The sequence below is a fragment of the Streptomyces sp. NPDC002886 genome, from assembly GCF_042888445.1.
GTDB lineage: Bacteria > Actinomycetota > Actinomycetes > Streptomycetales > Streptomycetaceae > Streptomyces.
The window spans coordinates 258,628-275,097 of the sequence record NZ_JBIAPV010000005.1 but is presented as its reverse complement, the minus strand read 5'-3'; the positions used below and the strand labels follow the sequence as shown (position 1 = coordinate 275,097).

The 16,470-nt window shown below is 72.3% G+C and carries 18 protein-coding genes; 12 read left to right on the top strand and 6 right to left on the bottom strand.

Annotated elements, in window-relative coordinates:
* Positions 1-15 precede the first annotated feature (15 nt).
* Entirely contained in the window at positions 16-795 is a 780-nt protein-coding gene (locus ACFYYB_RS24800) for an N-acetyltransferase (protein ID WP_389437473.1), read from the top strand.
* Between the two features lie 23 nt (positions 796-818).
* Here the strand turns inward: ACFYYB_RS24800 and ACFYYB_RS24795 are convergent, their stop codons facing one another.
* Positions 819-1,415 carry a chitin-binding domain-containing protein gene (locus ACFYYB_RS24795; protein WP_389437471.1) on the bottom strand — a complete coding sequence of 199 codons (597 nt, stop codon included), beginning with the start codon at positions 1,413-1,415 and terminating at the stop codon, positions 819-821.
* Positions 1,416-1,548: 133 nt separating this feature from the next.
* Positions 1,549-2,328: a LysR family substrate-binding domain-containing protein gene (locus ACFYYB_RS24790; RefSeq protein ID WP_389437469.1), complete on the bottom strand. Its 780-nt coding sequence runs from the start codon at positions 2,326-2,328 to the stop codon at positions 1,549-1,551.
* 37 nt (positions 2,329-2,365) lie between these two features.
* Here ACFYYB_RS24790 and ACFYYB_RS24785 point away from each other — a divergent pair, with 37 nt between their 5' ends.
* The 3 genes from ACFYYB_RS24785 (at position 2,366) to ACFYYB_RS24775 (ending at position 3,724) form a co-directional block, all read left to right on the top strand.
* On the top strand, positions 2,366-2,791 hold the full coding sequence (locus ACFYYB_RS24785; protein WP_389437467.1) for a DUF5997 family protein: 426 nt from the start codon (positions 2,366-2,368) through the stop codon (positions 2,789-2,791).
* 75 nt (positions 2,792-2,866) lie between these two features.
* On the top strand, positions 2,867-3,298 hold the full coding sequence (locus ACFYYB_RS24780; protein WP_389437464.1) for a helix-turn-helix domain-containing protein: 432 nt from the start codon (positions 2,867-2,869) through the stop codon (positions 3,296-3,298).
* 9 nt (positions 3,299-3,307) lie between these two features.
* Entirely contained in the window at positions 3,308-3,724 is a 417-nt protein-coding gene (locus ACFYYB_RS24775) for a VOC family protein (protein ID WP_389437461.1), read from the top strand.
* Between the two features lie 67 nt (positions 3,725-3,791).
* On the opposite strand, the gene ACFYYB_RS24770 is transcribed toward ACFYYB_RS24775, so the two are convergent.
* A complete protein-coding gene (locus ACFYYB_RS24770) occupies positions 3,792-4,505 on the bottom strand; it encodes a DUF6215 domain-containing protein (RefSeq protein WP_389437458.1) in 714 nt (237 codons plus the stop codon).
* 158 nt (positions 4,506-4,663) lie between these two features.
* Here ACFYYB_RS24770 and argC point away from each other — a divergent pair, with 158 nt between their 5' ends.
* From argC to ACFYYB_RS24740, 6 genes are all read left to right on the top strand, one after another.
* Positions 4,664-5,692 (top strand): N-acetyl-gamma-glutamyl-phosphate reductase, encoded by a 1,029-nt coding sequence (argC, locus tag ACFYYB_RS24765; protein WP_327307627.1) that lies wholly within the window; start codon positions 4,664-4,666, stop codon positions 5,690-5,692.
* Positions 5,693-5,780: 88 nt separating this feature from the next.
* Positions 5,781-6,953: a bifunctional glutamate N-acetyltransferase/amino-acid acetyltransferase ArgJ gene (argJ, locus tag ACFYYB_RS24760; protein ID WP_389437453.1), complete on the top strand. Its 1,173-nt coding sequence runs from the start codon at positions 5,781-5,783 to the stop codon at positions 6,951-6,953.
* Positions 6,950-7,873 carry an acetylglutamate kinase gene (gene argB, locus ACFYYB_RS24755; RefSeq protein WP_389437450.1) on the top strand — a complete coding sequence of 308 codons (924 nt, stop codon included), beginning with the start codon at positions 6,950-6,952 and terminating at the stop codon, positions 7,871-7,873. Before argJ ends, argB begins: the two co-directional genes overlap by 4 nt.
* Positions 7,870-9,084 (top strand): acetylornithine transaminase, encoded by a 1,215-nt coding sequence (locus tag ACFYYB_RS24750; protein ID WP_389437447.1) that lies wholly within the window; start codon positions 7,870-7,872, stop codon positions 9,082-9,084. The genes argB and ACFYYB_RS24750 overlap by 4 nt, the downstream gene beginning before the upstream one ends.
* Positions 9,085-9,106: 22 nt before the next feature.
* The gene (locus ACFYYB_RS24745; RefSeq protein ID WP_327307631.1) at positions 9,107-9,643 is read left to right on the top strand and encodes an arginine repressor; all 537 of its coding nucleotides are present in this window, start codon (positions 9,107-9,109) and stop codon (positions 9,641-9,643) included.
* Between the two features lie 77 nt (positions 9,644-9,720).
* Positions 9,721-10,671: a hypothetical protein gene (locus ACFYYB_RS24740; RefSeq protein ID WP_389437442.1), complete on the top strand. Its 951-nt coding sequence runs from the start codon at positions 9,721-9,723 to the stop codon at positions 10,669-10,671.
* On the opposite strand, the gene ACFYYB_RS24735 is transcribed toward ACFYYB_RS24740, so the two are convergent.
* Genes ACFYYB_RS24735 through ACFYYB_RS24725 form a run of 3 tightly spaced genes read right to left on the bottom strand, consistent with a single transcriptional unit; the run spans position 10,658 to position 13,463 of the window.
* Positions 10,658-11,353: a L,D-transpeptidase gene (locus ACFYYB_RS24735; protein ID WP_389437894.1), complete on the bottom strand. Its 696-nt coding sequence runs from the start codon at positions 11,351-11,353 to the stop codon at positions 10,658-10,660. The genes ACFYYB_RS24740 and ACFYYB_RS24735 overlap by 14 nt on opposite strands.
* Before the next feature lie 6 nt (positions 11,354-11,359).
* Complete coding sequence (locus ACFYYB_RS24730) at positions 11,360-11,941, bottom strand: pyridoxamine 5'-phosphate oxidase family protein (protein ID WP_389437441.1); 582 nt, start codon at positions 11,939-11,941, stop codon at positions 11,360-11,362.
* A 43-nt stretch (positions 11,942-11,984) separates the two neighbouring features.
* Complete coding sequence (locus ACFYYB_RS24725; protein ID WP_389437439.1) at positions 11,985-13,463, bottom strand: hypothetical protein; 1,479 nt, start codon at positions 13,461-13,463, stop codon at positions 11,985-11,987.
* Positions 13,464-13,639: 176 nt separating this feature from the next.
* On the opposite strand from ACFYYB_RS24725, the gene ACFYYB_RS24720 reads away from it, so the two are divergent.
* Positions 13,640-14,833: an argininosuccinate synthase gene (locus ACFYYB_RS24720; protein WP_389437437.1), complete on the top strand. Its 1,194-nt coding sequence runs from the start codon at positions 13,640-13,642 to the stop codon at positions 14,831-14,833.
* A 121-nt stretch (positions 14,834-14,954) separates the two neighbouring features.
* Complete coding sequence (argH, locus tag ACFYYB_RS24715) at positions 14,955-16,385, top strand: argininosuccinate lyase (RefSeq protein WP_389437436.1); 1,431 nt, start codon at positions 14,955-14,957, stop codon at positions 16,383-16,385.
* The last annotated feature ends 85 nt before the right edge of the window (positions 16,386-16,470 follow it).

Below are 16,470 nucleotides of genomic sequence, written 5' to 3'. Positions count from 1 at the left end.
GCCTAGCCTGCGGGCATGGACGACAGCACAGACATCAGCGGCTCGGGCATCCGGATCACCACGATCGCGGAGCGGCCCGAACTGGCATCCCGGCTCTGGGACATGAAGGACTCGTGGCCCGAGTTCGCCCAGCACGACGCGCTGGCCTGGCTGCTGTATCCGCGGATGGTGGCCGAGTTCCCGGAGTACGTCCTGATCGCCACGGACGGGGACGCGGTCGTCGCCCGGGGCTTCAGCCTGCCCTTCGCGCAGCACGCGCCGGGCCGCGCAGGGGCGCTGCCCGCGCAGGGTTGGGACCAGATCCTGATGTGGGCCTTCTCCGACCGGCGGCGCGGGGCCGAGGCCGACACGGTGAGCGCGATCGAGATCAGCATCGCGGTCGACCGGCAGGGTGAGGGGCTCTCGGCCCTGATGCTCACCGCGATGCGCGAGAACGCCCGCGCCCGCGGCTTCGCCGAGGTGGTGGCCCCGGTCCGGCCCAGCGGGAAGCCGGCCGAGCCGGACACCTCGATCCATGAATACGCGTACCGCACCCGTGAGGACGGCCTCCCGCACGACCCGTGGCTACGGGTCCACGTGCGGGCGGGCGGCGTCATCGACTCGGTGGCCCCGCTGTCGATGACGATCACCGGCTCGCTCGCGCAGTGGCGGGAGTGGACCGGCCTGCCCTTCGACACGGCCGGCCCGGTCCGCGTACCGGGCGCCCTGTCCCCGGTCCACTGTGAACCGGAGCAGGGCTTCGCGGTCTACGTGGAGCCGAACGTCTGGGTCCGGCACGCGCTTTCCCGGGGCTAGGGGGGCTGGACGAGCTGCAGGAGCTACAGGAGCGCGATGGGGGCGGTGGCGGAGGAGGAGAGGTAGATCCCGCCGATGCCCGCGTAGGTGGCCCGGTAGCCGCGCAGGAGTTCGTCCAGCGGGATCGTCAGCCGGGCCGGGGTGTCGCAGCGGGCGGCTCCGAACTGGTCGGTCACGGCGGTGCACAGCGTCCGGCCGCCGACGGTGGTGAAGGTGACCGGTACGCCGTCCAGCCCGGCCGGGGCGTCCGCGATCCGCACGGTGGTGCTGAGGTTCCTGACTCCGAAGAGCAGTCCGTTCAGCTTCGCCGGACCGGCCGTGGTGACCGTGGCCACGGCGGGCCGGACCAGCTCGGGCGCCTCGCAGAGCTGGGTGCCGGGAGCGTAGACCTGCCCGGTGGGGCAGGCCACGACGGTGGCGATCCCGCCCCCGCACTGGACGTAGAACCGCTGGTCCTGCGGTCGCGGCAGCCGCACGGTGACGCCGCCGGCGCACGAGCCCTCGGCGGCGCTCGCGGGCACGGCCGCCATTCCCAGCGCGAGGAGCGCCCCGACGGCCAGCGCGGCGAGCGCGGCCCGTCCCTTGCGGGTCCGTTGCCGGCCGGCCGGTCCCTTGCCCATACGTAACACCCTTGCCCCCAGATCACTCACCGTGACGATATGAATACGAAGTGACTATAGGGACGGGCGTGGCGAAGAGGCAACGCTCTCAGGGCATCGCCAGGAAGTACGAATATCTGCCGCAGGGAACGGCCTAGCGGCCCCGCGGCTTTCCGCGCTTGCCGGTGGACTTCGCCGTGGCCTTGCCGCCCTTGGGGGCGCCGGAGCGCGGGTTCCTGGCGGCCGGCTTGCCGCCCGACTTGGGGGCGGGCTTGCGGGCCGGCTTGGCCTTCTTCTGCTCGGGCTCGGGCTGCGTACGGCCGCGTCCGCGCGAGCTGTTGACCGTTCGCCCGCGCACGATCCCGATGAACTCCTCGACCAGCTCGGGAGTCTCGTCCGCCTCGGGCCACGACAGCGCGACGCGCGATTCGGGGGCGTCCAGCAGGGTCCGGTACGTGAGGTCCTTGCGGTGGTGCAGCCGCGCGAGCGACTGGGGCACGATCAGGACCCCGATGCCCGCGGCCACCAGCTCGATCGCGTCGGCCGTGGTCTCCGGGCGCTGGAGCGCGGGCTTGCCCGGCAGCTGCTCCCATTCGAGGGTGTCGTCCAGCGGGTGGAGCACGATGTCGTCGGCCAGCTCCGCCATCGACAGCTCCTCGGCCGCGGCCATGAAGTGGTCCTTGGGGATCACGACGACCGTGGTCTCCGTATAGAGCGGGATCGCGCTGAGGTCCGTACGGTCGATCGGCAGCCGGACGAAACCGGCGTCGGCGCCGCCGCCGCGCAGAAGGGCGGGGGCTTCGCCCGGAGTGACCTGGACGAGGGTCAGCGGAACGTCGGGCAGCCGCTCCTTCCAGATCCGGACCCACTTCGTGGGAGTCACCCCGGGGACGTATGCGAGCTGGAACGACGGGGGTGTCCGGGAGTCTGTCACCCGGCCAGATTACCGGCCGTGGTCGGAGGTGGCGCACATGCTCGATACCCTGGACCCCATGACGTCGCACCAGACCACCCAGACCATGAAGCCCGCCACTGCGGCGAAGAAGCTGGGTGTGTACCTCGAGGCCACCCCCGCAGAGTTCCAGGAGGGTGTCGTCTCGCGCACCGAGCTCGCCGCCCTCCAGGCCGAGCCGCCCCAGTGGCTGCAGGACCTCCGGAACAACGGCCCGCACCCCCGTCCGGTGGTCGCGGGGAAGCTCGGCGTCTCCATCGCCGGTCTGGCGCGCGGCGGTGTCACCGAGGCGCTCACCACGGAGCAGATCGAGGCCCTGAAGCAGGAAATGCCGGAGTGGCTCGCGAAGGAGCGCGCCACCCAGGCCGACGTCCGCAAGGAGACCGTCCGCATCAAGCAGATGCAGGCGGAGAAGGCCGAGAAGGCCGACAAGGCCAAGAAGTAGCGGCCCCGGCCGGGCCCCTCCCGCGCCCCGGCCGGAGCCCGGTCGGTCCGCACCGCGCGTGAGATGCTGGTGCGCGTGACGATCGAGGACCTGGTGCGGCTGCGGCGGGCCCGGGACCTGATGGACCGCGACTACGCCGAGCCGCTGGACGTGCCGGCGCTGGCATCCGTCGCCCTCATGTCGCCCGGGCACTTCTCCCGCAGCTTCCGGGCCGCCTTCGGGGAGACCCCGTACAGCTATCTGATGACCCGCCGCGTCGAGCGGGCGAAGGCGCTGCTGCGCCGGGGCGACCTGAGCGTGACCGAGGTCTGCTTCGCGGTCGGATGCACCTCGCTGGGATCGTTCAGCTCGCGCTTCACGGAGCTGGTCGGCGAGACCCCCAGCGCCTACCGGGCCCGGCCGCACGAGGCGGGCGCCGCCATCCCGGCGTGTGTCGCCAAGCTCCTCACCCGGCCCGTCCGCAGGCCCGCCGGCGGCGGGGGAGCGGGATCCGCGGCCGCATCGTAGCGTCGGGACATGACCATCAAGCTCGCGCAGTGCTTCATCGCCGTCGACGACCACGACAAGGCGCTGGCCTTCTACCGCGACGCCCTCGGCATGGAAGTGCGCAATGACGTCGCCTTCGAGGGGATGCGCTGGGTGACCGTCGGCTCGCCCGAGCAGCCCGACGTGGAGATCGTCCTCGAACCGCCGCTCGCCGACCCCGGGGCATCGCCGGCCGACCGGCAGACGATGGCGGAACTGCTGGCCAAGGGCGTGCTCCGCGGGGTGATCTTCGCGACGGACGATGTGGACGCCACCTTCGAGCGCATCCGGGCCACCGGCGCGGAGGTGCTCCAGGAGCCCGCCGACCAGCCGTACGGGGTCCGCGACTGCGCCTTCCGCGACCCGGCCGGCAACATGCTCCGCTTCAACCAGCCCCGTAGCCGCTGATCCGTAGCCGCTGACCCGGACCCGCCGAGCCCGCGCCGCGGGAGCCCGCTGACCCCGTGGCGGACCCTCACCCGGCCGGGGCGAACCCCGGGATCGTCGGCAGGATCCGCTCGGCGACCCGCAGCACGACCGCGTCGTCGGGCACCAGGCCGTCCGAGCGCCACAGGTTCAGCTCGTAGGAGCCGCCGCCGTCCGCCGGGTCCATGGCCACCACGAGGCCGCGGGTCGGAACGCCGGGGCGGCTGCTCGTATCGCTGCCGTCCAGGCGGAAGCTGATGCTGAGCGTGCGGTCCGAGTAGAAGGCGGCCGGGCGGCCCAGCACCGTCCGCGGCCCCGTGCCGTCCCCCAGGAGGTCGGCCACGGTGGCGACCGTCAGCCGGTCGTAGGAGGCCCTCAGGTGCACCGTGTAGGTCTCGAGCTCGATCTGGCCCGTGGGGGTGTGGATCTCCTTGTCGTCGCCGGCGGACTTGGAGGTGCCGTCACCGCCGTTCGCGTTCTTCACGACCTCCCCCGGAGTACCCAGCAGGGCGGCGAGATCGGGACGGTGCAGCGCCTCGCACAGCTGGGCCCCGGAGACGCGCCCCGCCTCGTGCGCGGGCGGCTTCTCCGGCGTCTTCCCGGCATGCTCGTGCGAGCAGGTGACGGGCTTCGGCTCGGCGCTCGCATCCACCGACTGTCCGACCACCCAGAGGCCGATTCCCATGCCTCCGATCAGGACCACGGCCGTGATGGCCTGGCCTATCGCCGCGCGCGTCGTGATCGTCCCGGAGCCTTCGTTCATGTCCCCCACCTGCTGTGATCCCCCGATATGTGCCCGGGGAACGTAACCCGTGATCATCGGGCGTTCAAGGGAGTAACACTGGGGGAGCGGGGCCGGATGACTGCTTTGCATAAACGTGCGGTCGTACGTATAGTCATGCCATCAAGGAGGAGGGTCCGATGGTGGTACGTGTAGCGGTGGCCGGTGCGAGCGGATACGCGGGCGGTGAAGTGCTGCGCCTGCTGCTGGCGCACCCCGAGGTGGAGATCGGCGCGCTGACCGCGAACTCCAACGCCGGGCAGCCGCTCGGTGCGCTCCAGCCGCACCTGGTGCCGCTGGCCGGACGCGTTCTGGAGGCGACCACGCCCGAGGTGCTCTCCGGTCATGATGTCGTCTTCCTGGCCCTGCCGCACGGCCAGTCCGCCGCCGTGGCCGCCCAGCTGGGCGAGGAGGTCCTCGTCGTCGACATGGGCGCCGACCACCGGCTCCAGGATTCCGCCGACTGGGACACGTTCTACGGCGCCCCGCACGCCGGGACCTGGCCCTACGGCCTCCCCGAGCTGCCCGGCGCCCGCGCCGCGCTGGCCGGCTCCAAGCGCATCGCCGTTCCCGGCTGCTACCCGACCGCCGTCTCGCTCGCGCTGTTCCCGGCCTACGCCGCGCAGCTCGCCGAGCCCGAGGCCGTGATCGTCGCCGCCACCGGCACCTCCGGCGCCGGCAAGGCCCTCAAGCCGCACCTGCTCGGCTCCGAGGTCATGGGCTCCATGAGCCCGTACGGGGTGGGCGGCGGCCACCGCCACACCCCCGAGATGGTGCAGAACCTCAGCCCCGTCGCCGGGCAGCGGGTCTCCGTCTCCTTCACGCCCACGCTGGCGCCGATGCCGCGCGGCATCCTGGCCACCTGCAGCGCCAAGGCGCTGCCGGGCACCACGGCCGACGCGGTCCGCGCCGCGTACGAGAAGGCCTACGCGGACGAGCCCTTCGTCCACCTGCTGCCCGAGGGGCAGTGGCCGGCGACGGCGTCCGTCTACGGTTCCAACGCCGTTCAGATCCAGGTCGCGTACGACGAGGCCGCGCAGCGGATCATCGCGATCAGCGCCATCGACAACCTGACCAAGGGCACCGCCGGCGGCGCGGTCCAGAGCATGAACATCGCCCTCGGCCTCCCCGAGGCGCTGGGTCTTTCCACGATCGGAGTCGCACCGTGAGCGACGCACGAGCAGCCACCGGGCTGCAGACGACGACGATGGCCGCAGGGGCGCGCTGCTCGGGCGGAGAAGCGAACGAGGAGATGCAGTGAGCGTCACGGCAGCACAGGGGTTCACGGCGGCGGGCATCGCCGCCGGAATCAAGGCGAACGGCAATCCCGACCTGGCCCTCGTGGTCAACACCGGGCCGCGCCTGGCCGCGGCGGGCGTCTTCACCTCCAACCGGGTCAAGGCCGCGCCCGTCCACTGGTCCGAGCAGGTCCTGCGCGGCGCCGCCGTCAGCGCGGTGGTCCTCAACTCCGGCGGCGCCAACGCGTGCACCGGCCCCAAGGGGTTCCAGGACACCCACGCCACCGCCGAGAAGGTCGCGGCCGTCCTGAACCAGCAGGGTCTCGGGAACGACGTCAACGCCGGCGAGGTCGCCGTCGCGTCCACCGGCCTGATCGGCGTCCTGCTCCCGATGGACAAGCTCCTCCCGGGCATCGAGACCGCGGCCGCCGCGCTCTCCGCCGACGGCGGCGAGGCCGCCGCCATCGCCATCAAGACCACCGACACCGTGCACAAGACGGCCACCGTCACCCAGGACGGCTGGACCGTCGGCGGCATGGCCAAGGGCGCGGGCATGCTCGCCCCGGGCCTGGCCACCATGCTCGTCGTCCTCACCACCGACGCGGACCTGGACAGCGCCACCCTCGACAAGGCGCTGCGCGCCGCGACCCGCACCACCTTCGACCGGGTCGACTCCGACGGCTGCATGTCCACCAACGACACGGTGCTGCTGCTCGCCTCCGGCGCGTCCGGCCGGGTGCCGGCGTACGAGGCGTTCGCGGAGGCCGTACGCACGGTCTGCGACGACCTGGCGCGCCAGCTGATCGGCGACGCCGAGGGCGCCAGCAAGGACATCCGCATCGAGGTCATCGGCGCGGCCACCGAGGAGGACGCGGTCGAGGTCGGCCGGTCCATCGCCCGCAACAACCTGCTCAAGTGCGCCATCCACGGCGAGGACCCGAACTGGGGCCGCGTCCTGTCCGCCATCGGCACCACGAAGGCCGCCTTCGACCCGGACCGGCTGAACGTCGCCATCAACGACGTCTGGGTCTGCAAGAACGGCTCGGTCGGCGAGGACCGCGACCTGGTGAGCATGAAGGGCCGCGAGGTCCGCATCACCGCCGACCTGTCCACCGGTTCCGAGTCCGCGGTCATCTGGGCCAACGACCTGACCGCCGAGTACGTCCACGAGAACAGCGCGTACTCCTCATGAGCACCGCACGCAGGCACACCGCCCTGCCCAAGGCCGAGATCCTCATCGAGGCCCTGCCCTGGCTGACCCGGCACAACGGCAAGGTCGTCGTCATCAAGTTCGGCGGCAACGCCATGATCGACGAGGACCTCAAGGCCGCCTTCGCCCAGGACGTCGTCTTCCTGCGCCAGGCCGGCCTGAAGCCGGTCGTCGTGCACGGCGGCGGCCCGCAGATCAACGCCCAGCTCGACAAGCAGGGCCTGGTCAGCGAGTTCAAGGCGGGTCTGCGCGTCACCACGCCCGAGGCGATGGACGTCGTACGGATGGTCCTGGCCGGGCAGGTCCAGCGCGAGCTGGTCGGGCTGCTCAACCAGCACGGGCCGCTGGCCGTCGGCATGACCGGCGAGGACGCGCACACCATCACCGCCACCAAGCACCTGCCCGAGATCGACGGCGAGAGCGTCGACATCGGACGGGTCGGCGAGATCACCGCGATCGACACCGGCGCGATCGAGGCGCTGCTGGCGGACGGCCGGATCCCGGTCATCTCCTCCATCGCGCGCAGCGCCGACGACCACCACGTGTACAACGTGAACGCCGATACGGCCGCCGCGGCGCTCGCCGCCGCGCTCGGCGCCGAGACGCTGATGGTGCTCACCGACGTGGAGGGCCTGTACGCGGACTGGCCCAACAGCGACGAGGTCATCAGCCGGCTCACCGTGAGCCAGCTGGAGAAGCTGCTGCCCGAGCTGTCCAGCGGCATGGTCCCCAAGATGGAGGGCTGCCTGCACGCCGTCCGCAACGGGGTGACCACCGCCAGGGTGATCGACGGGCGGGTCCAGCACTCGATCCTGCTGGAGATCTTCACGGACGAGGGAATCGGCACGATGGTCGTGCTCGACGACCAGGGACTCAATACCCAGGGAGGGGACCCCGCATGACCGGCAACCAGGCCACCGGCAACCAGCACTTCGCCGCCCGCTGGCAGGGCGCGCTGACCAACAACTACGGCACCCCCGCGCTGGCGCTCGTACGCGGCGAAGGCGCGCAGGTCTGGGACGCGGACGGCAAGCAGTACACCGACTTCGTCGGCGGCATCGCGGTCAACGCCCTCGGCCACGCGCACCCGGCCATCGTCACCGCCGTGACCGAGCAGATCTCCACCCTGGGCCACGTCTCCAACCTCTACGCCTCCGAGCCGGTCCTCGCGCTCGGCGAGCGGCTGCTCCAGCTCTTCGGCCGCCCCGGCAAGGTCTTCTTCTGCAACTCCGGCGCCGAGGCCGTCGAGGCCGCCTTCAAGATCGGCCGGCTGACCGGGCGGACCCACATGGTCGCCACCGACGGCGGCTTCCACGGCCGCACCATGGGCGCCCTGGCCCTCACCGGCCAGCCCAAGAAGCAGGCTCCGTTCCTGCCGCTGCCCGGAGACGTCACCCACGTTCCCTACGGCGATGTGGAGGCCCTGCGGGCCGCCGTCACCGAAGAGACCGCGCTCGTGATCATCGAGCCGATCCAGGGCGAGAACGGCGTGGTCGTGCCGCCGGCCGGCTACCTGACGGCCGCCCGCGAGATCACCCGGGCCACCGGCACCCTGCTGGTCCTCGACGAGGTGCAGACCGGCATCGGCCGCTGCGGCCAGTGGTTCGAGCACCAGGCGCACGAGGGTGTGGAGCCCGACGTCGTCACCCTCGCGAAGGGCCTCGGCGGCGGACTGCCGATCGGCGCCGTCGCCGCCTTCGGGCCCGTGGCCGACCTGCTCCAGCCCGGCCAGCACGGCACCACCTTCGGCGGCAACCCGATCGCGTGCGCCGCCGGCCTCGCCGTGATCGACACCATCGCCGCCGACGGGCTCCTCGACCAGGTCAAGGAGCGCGGCGAGCGTCTGCGGGGCGGAATCGAGGGATTCGCACACCCGCTCGTCTCGCACGTCCGCGGCGCGGGCCTTCTGCTGGGTATCGTGCTGACCGAGCCGCTCGCACCGCAGGTGCAGCGCGCGGCTCAGGACGCCGGCTTCCTGGTCAACGCGCCCGCCCCCGACGTCGTACGGCTCATGCCTCCGTACGTGCTGACCGAGGCCGAGGCGGACGCGTTCCTCCAGGCCCTGCCCGGCGTGCTGGACGCGGCGAAGTCCGCCGCGGACGTGGACGGATGATCAATCGGGGAATGGGACGACGATGAGTCAGGCGCAGGAACACGAGTCGAACGGCCAGTCCGTTCCGCAGACCCGCACCGCGCGCCACCGGCGGATCGTGGACATCCTCAACCGGCAGCCGGTCCGCTCCCAGAGCCAGCTGGCCAAGCTGCTCGCCGACGACGGGCTGAGCGTCACCCAGGCGACGCTCAGCCGCGACCTCGACGAGCTCGGCGCGGTGAAGATCCGCAACACCGGCGGCGAGCTGATCTACGCGGTCCCCAGCGAGGGCGGCTTCCGCACCCCGCAGGCGCCGCTCGGCGAGTCGGCGAAGGAGGAGCGCATGCGGCGCCTCTCCGGCGAACTGCTGATCTCCGCGGAGGCCTCCGCGAACCTCGTGGTCCTGCGCACCCCGCCGGGTGCGGCCCAGTTCCTCGCCTCCGCGATCGACCAGGCCGAACTCCAGGCCATCCTCGGCACGATCGCGGGCGACGACACCCTGATGCTGATCAGCCGCGACCCGGCCGGCGGCCAGGCCCTCGCCGACCACCTGCTGAGGCTGGCGCAGAAGGAGGGCTGAGCCCTCGCGGCTCCGTCCGGTCCCTGGCGCGGGAAAACCCTTCCCGGGTCCGGCGCCCGCGGCCGTAGCCTCAGGACGTGCTCCAAGTCGTCCTCGCCGCATCGGTGTTCGCCGCGGCCCTCGCCGTCTACGGGACCATCGGTCTGCGGTGGCGGCGCCGGGCCCGGCTGTGGCGCGCCTTCCTCGGGCGGGTCGCCACACTGGAGTTCGAGCCGTACCACGCCGCCGCACTGAAGAACGAGGAGTCCGGGGCGGCGGCCGCCGAGCTGCTCCGGGGCGGCCGGCTCGACATCGACGCGGCAGGGGCGGTGCTCCTGACGGAGACGGGCCGCGACCCCGGCCCGCTACCCGCCCACCCGGTGCCCGCCGGTCTGCTGGAGGCCTTGCGCCGCCATGATCCCGAGCCGGTGTCGATCGGCTGGATCGAGCGCCACGACGCGGAGTACGCGACCGTGCGCTTCGCCCACCGCGAGGAGCGGGAGGCCCTGCTGCCCGTGCGCCCGCGGCTGCCCGTCGTCAAGGAGGGCAGCTTCCGGGCCTGCTGCGGTTGCGTGGGCGTGGTCCTGCTGGTGATGTGCTGGATCGCCGCGGCCGAACTGCTGGTGGTGTCCCACCCGCACGGTGTCCTGGAATGGGCCGCCTCGGGCGTGACCGCCCTCGGTCTGGGTCTGCTCTGGTACGCCGACGGCGCCGCCAAGGCGGTCCGCGCGCGGACGGAGTCCGGTGACCCCCTGTGGGACCGCATCCATGACGAGCGGCACCCTGCCGTCGAGGGCCTGGACGAGCGGCAGCGGCTCCACCTGCTCAGGAGCCTCGATGACCGCGGCAGGTGGCGCGGCATCGACCGGGCCGTCGGCGACGACGGTGCCGGCACGGACGGCGATGACACGGATGACGACGGCTTGTGGGACGACGACTGGTGGGACGACGACTGGTCGGCGGACGCCTACCACTACCGGGCCTCCGACGCGTCCGCCGAAGGGTCCGGGCCCGGGACCCCTCCCGGTACCGGTGCTAGTACCGGGTGACGGCCAGCTCGCCGGACTCCGTGCCGATCGCGATGTGCGGCTGCCTGCGCGGGTCCGCCCACCGCAGCATCGCGCGCATCGCGCCCTCGGGGACCGAAACGCAGCCGGCCGTCGCGCCCCTGCCGTTCACGTGCAGGAAGATGCCCGCGCCCCGGCCCCGTACCGGGTGCTCATAGTTGAAGTCGATGACCAGCGCGTGCGCGTACTGCTTCGTGTACGTGGTCAGGTGCTCCGCCTCGCCGGGCGCGCAGTCCGCGGGCAGCGGTTCCACCCAGCGGTTGTAGCTCGCCGAGGCGTTGTCCTGGCACCACCAGGAGTCGGCGGTCACCCGCCGGTAGCGGTACGCCGTACCGGCCGGCGCGTGCGCGATGCCGAAGGCGTAGGGGAGCGCGTAGAGCCCCGCCGGGGTGGTGTTCGTGCCCTGGGTCCGGGTCGCGCCCTCGGTCAGCCCGTTCGCGCCGAACCGGGCGGGCGCGCTCCCCGCCGCGTACCAGCGGCCCGCCCGCCGGTCCCACCAGGTCAGGCGCCCGGTCGTGGAGCCGGGGGCCGGAGCCACGGCGGTGATCAGCTGACTGCCGCCGCCGGTGTCGGCGAGCAGTGCGGGCAGCGGGGGGTCGCCGTGGGGGCCCCGCACCAGCAGGCTGGTGACGATCAGTGAGGTGGCGAGGAGCGCGGTACGCAGCACATGTCAGACGGTACGGGGCGGAAGGGGCAGCGGCAGCGCAGGCAGGCCGTCGACGCTCACCCCGATGAACTCCTTCTTCTCGCAGTACTCGTTGAACTCCTCGTCCGTCTTGCGGCCGAAGTACTCCGCGTGGAGCGTGCGCTCGCCCTGGTAGTCCATCAGCGGGACGGCGAACCCGCACACGGTGGCGATCCGCCGGGTGCGCACGAGGATCACGGCGCGCGCCGAAGGTCCGTCGGCGTCGCCGAACCGCTCGATCAGCCCGTCCCAGCACGGGTCGTCGCGGAAGACCGCCTCGCCGTCGCCGTGGATGCGCACGATGTTCGGCGCCCCGCTGAAGGCGCACCACATCAGCGTGATGCGGCCGTTCTCGCGGACGTGCGCGATGGTCTCGGCGCCGCTGCCGCCGAAGTCCAGGTAGGCCAGGGTCGTCTCGTCGATGACGACGAGCGTCCCGGCGCGGCCCTTGGGGGAGAGGTTGACGTGTCCGTCACCCGAGAGCGGGGCGGTGGCCGTGAAGAAGATCGGCTGTTCTTCGATGAAGGTGCGGAGCCTGCCGTCAATGTGATCGTAGAGCTTTCCCATGGGCGGATTATCTCCCCCGTCTTCCGGGTCCGGGCACGGGATTTCAGTCGGTGAGACCGAGCCGGGAGCGGCGCAGTCCCAGCTCGTACGCGTCGAAGAGGTGCGAGGACCGCCCCAGCAGCTCGGCCAGCTCGGCCCGGTCCGCCTCCTCGGAGCGGAGGGTGGCTTGCCAGTTCCAGCCGCGTACGAGCGCGCGTGCCAGCGTGCGCAGCCCCGGGTCGGGGTCGTCCGTCAGGGCCACCGCGGCCCGCAGCTCGTGGATCCCGCCCCGCACGCGGAGCAGCCGGAAGGCGGCCCGGCGGACGTGTGCGGGACGGTCGGGCCCGATTCGGTCGGCGAGGTGCCGGTGGTCCAGCCGGCCGGCCGCCGGGGACAGGCTGAGCCCGGCCTCCCGGGCGACGGCCGGCCACGGGTCGTCGAGCAGCGGGATCAGGACCGCCTCGTCGGTGGCGGACTCCAGCCGGCGCAGCCCGGCCACGGCGGCGGCCCGCACCGACCCGGCGGGGTGGTCGAGCAGGTTCCGCAGCAGCGGTGCGTCCGCCCGCTTGGCGCACTCGGAGAAGCCGGTCACCGCGTACGGGGAGAGCTGCTCGGGGGCCGTGACCAGCGCGAGGTAGGAGGCGTAGGGATCCCCGCCGTCCTGCGAGAGGAGCCAGCGCGCGCAGGCCCGTACGAGCCCGGAGCGGTCGGCGAGGTGCCGCGCGGCCTCGTCCGCCCGGCCGGCCCCGCGCAGGGCGGTGACCCCGGAGGCCCGGACCATCGGGAGGCGGCCGCCCAGCAGGGCGTCGACCGCCGCGTCGTCCGGCCCGCCGGTGGCCAGGGCGAGCAGCGCCGCGTCGGTCCACAGCCGCGCCGTGGCCGGATCCAGTTCGCTCGATGCCCGCCGCGCGAGGTCCCGTACGCCGCTCTCCCCGGCGGCGACGGTCAGCCGGGCGGCGAACCGCCGGGTCGGCAGGTCGGCCCGTTCGGCCAGGCGGGCCAGGGCCTCGGCGCACTGTTCCCCGGTCAGTGCCTTCCAGCTCCACGTGGCGAAGGGCCGCCCGGGGTGCCATCCCGCGGTGACGGGGGAGTGCCGGCCGCTCAGAGCGGCCTCCAGCTGCTCCACCGCCCAGGCGCCGTGCTCGCGCCGGCCCAGTCGCACGATGAGCGGGCTGAGGTCGACCAGGGCGGCGACCGGGTCGCGGGCCACGAGTCCGGCGAGCACCCGCCGGGCGCGGTCGCGCACCGGCGGGGCCCAGTCGGTGCACCGGATCAGGACGAGCTGCGGCGGGAGGTCCCGCTCCTCGGACAGCGCGGCCTCGCGGACCCGCCCGTCGCGGTCGCAGAGCCGGGCTTCGATCCGGCTGCCGCGGGGAGGCCGCCAGGAGAACGCGGTGAGGCCGCGCACCTCCTCGTCGAAGGCGGTCCAGGCCTCCGGCCCGGTCCCGGCGAGCCGGGCGGTGACCGGGCCACCGGCCCCGTCCAGGAGCGCCGCCGCGGCGGCCCGCCCCCGCTCCGCGTCCTGCCGCGCACTGGCTCCCATGGGTCCTCCCCTGATCGTCCACCGATGGTAGGCGGGCCCCGGGAAACCGGCCTCTCATGTATCCGCAGGTCAGTGGAGGTGGCCTCGGACTCGATTGACGAAACATGCAGAGCAGTGCATAGTTATGCCTACCGCTGTTGGACGTGACGGCGGATGCACCGTGTAAGGAGAACCCCGTGGCCGAGCGCGTCGTACTCGCCTATTCAGGCGGTCTGGACACCTCCGTCGCCATCGGCTGGATCGCCGAGGAGACGGGCGCCGAGGTCATCGCCGTCGCGGTGGACGTCGGCCAGGGCGGCGAGGACCTGGACGTCATCCGCAAGCGGGCGCTCGCCTGCGGTGCGGTCGAGGCCGAGGTCGCCGACGCCCGGGACGAGTTCGCCGACGAGTACTGCCTCCCGGCGATCAAGGCGAACGCCCTCTACATGGACCGCTACCCGCTGGTCTCCGCCCTCTCGCGGCCGGCCATCGTCAAGCACCTCGTGGCCGCCGCCCGCAAGCACGGCGCCACCACCGTCGCCCACGGCTGCACCGGCAAGGGCAACGACCAGGTCCGCTTCGAGGCCGGCATCGCCGCCCTCGGCCCGGACCTCACGTGCATCGCCCCGGTCCGCGACTACGCGATGACCCGCGACAAGGCCATCGCCTTCGCCGAGAAGGCGGACCTGCCGATCGCGACCACCAAGAAGTCCCCGTACTCCATCGACCAGAACGTCTTCGGACGCGCCGTCGAGACGGGCTTCCTGGAGGACATCTGGAACGCGCCGATCGAGGACATCTACGAGTACACCGCCGACCCGGCCCTGACGCGCGAGGCCGACGAGGTCGTCATCTCCTTCAAGGAGGGCGTCCCGGTCGCCATCGACGGCAAGCCCGTCACCGTGCTCCAGGCCATCCAGCAGCTCAACGAGCGCGCCGGGGCCCAGGGCATCGGCCGGATCGACATCGTCGAGGACCGGCTCGTGGGCATCAAGTCCCGCGAGGTGTACGAGGCGCCGGGCGCGATCGCGCTGATCACCGCGCACCAGGAGCTGGAGAACGTCACCGTCGAACGCGAGCTCGCCCGCTACAAGCGGCAGGTCGAGCAGCGCTGGGGCGAGATGGTCTACGACGGCCTGTGGTTCTCCCCGCTGAAGCGGGCGCTGGACGGTTTCATCAACGAGGCCAACCAGCACGTCAGCGGCGACATCCGGATGACCCTGCACGGCGGCCGCGCCGTCGTCACCGGCCGGAAGTCGGACGAGTCGCTGTACGACTTCAACCTCGCGACCTATGACTCGGGCGACACCTTCGACCAGTCGAAGGCCCAGGGCTTCATCGAGATCTTCGGCCTGTCCTCGAAGATCGCGGCCCGCCGCGACCTCGCCTGATCCACACCGTTCGTACCCCCGTTACCCGGGTACCCGCAGTACGAACCGCTTCCCCGTTACCTCCGCGGCGGGGAGGCGGTTGCACATCCGAAGCCATGCACGTTCTTGAGGAGCAGTAGCTGTGAGCAGCAACAACGGTGGTGACGTCCGGCTCTGGGGCGCCCGGTTCGCCGACGGTCCCGCCGAGGCCCTCGCGAAGCTGTCCGCGTCGGTCCACTTCGACTGGCGCCTGGCACCGTACGACATCGCGGGTTCCAAGGCCCACGCCCGCGTGCTCGCCAAGGCGGGCCTGCTCACGGCCGACGAGCTCGGCCGCATGCTCGACGGCCTGGACCAGCTCGCGGTCGACGTGCGGAACGGTTCCTTCACCGGCACCATCGCCGACGAGGACGTCCACACCGCACTGGAGCGGGGCCTTCTGGAGCGGCTCGGCGCCGACCTCGGCGGCAAGCTGCGCGCCGGCCGGTCGCGCAACGACCAGATCGCCACGCTCTTCCGCATGTACCTGCGCGACCACGCCCGGATCATCGGCGGTCTCGTCGCCGACCTCCAGGACGCGCTGATCGGCCTCGCCGAGGCCCACGCCGACGTGGCCATGCCCGGCCGGACCCACCTGCAGCACGCGCAGCCGGTGCTCTTCGCCCACCACGTACTGGCCCACGTGCAGGCCCTGACGCGGGACGCGGAGCGGCTGCGCCAGTGGGACACCCGGACCGCGGTGTCCCCGTACGGCTCGGGCGCCCTGGCGGGCTCCTCGCTCGGCCTGGACCCGGAGGCGGTCGCCGCCGACCTGGGCTTCGAGCGCGGCTCGGTCGGCAACTCCATCGACGGCACGGCCTCGCGCGACTTCGTCGCCGAGTTCGCCTTCGTCACCGCGATGATCGGCATCAACCTGTCGCGGATCGCGGAGGAGATCATCATCTGGAACACGAAGGAGTTCTCCTTCGTGACCCTGCACGACGCCTTCTCCACCGGGTCGTCGATCATGCCGCAGAAGAAGAACCCGGACATCGCCGAGCTGGCGCGGGGCAAGTCGGGCCGCCTCATCGGCAACCTGACGGGCCTGCTCGCCACCCTGAAGGCACTTCCCCTGGCCTACAACCGGGACCTCCAGGAGGACAAGGAGCCGGTCTTCGACTCCTGCGACACCCTCGAAGTCCTGCTGCCCGCCTTCACCGGAATGATGGCCACCCTCACGGTCAACCGGGAGCGGATGGAAGAGCTGGCCCCGGCCGGCTTCTCGCTCGCCACCGACATCGCGGAGTGGCTGGTCAAGCAGGGCGTGCCGTTCCGGGTGGCGCACGAGGTGGCCGGCGGGTGCGTCAAGGAGTGCGAGGGCCTCGGCATCGAGCTCGACGAGCTCACCGACGAGCAGTTCGCGAAGATCTCGGAGCACCTGACGCCGGAGGTCCGTACGGTCCTCAACGTCAAGGGCGCGCTGGCCTCCCGCAACGGCCGCGGCGGCACCGCCCCGTCGGCGGTCGCGATCCAGCTCACGGAGCTGAAGGCCGACCTGGTCATCCAGCACGCCTGGGCCACGCACAAGAACTGACCGACGTACCCCGAAGGGGCGGAGGCGGCCGGCCGGCCGCCTCCGCCCCTTCGGCATGGCCGAGGACCAGGCGCGGCCGACGGCT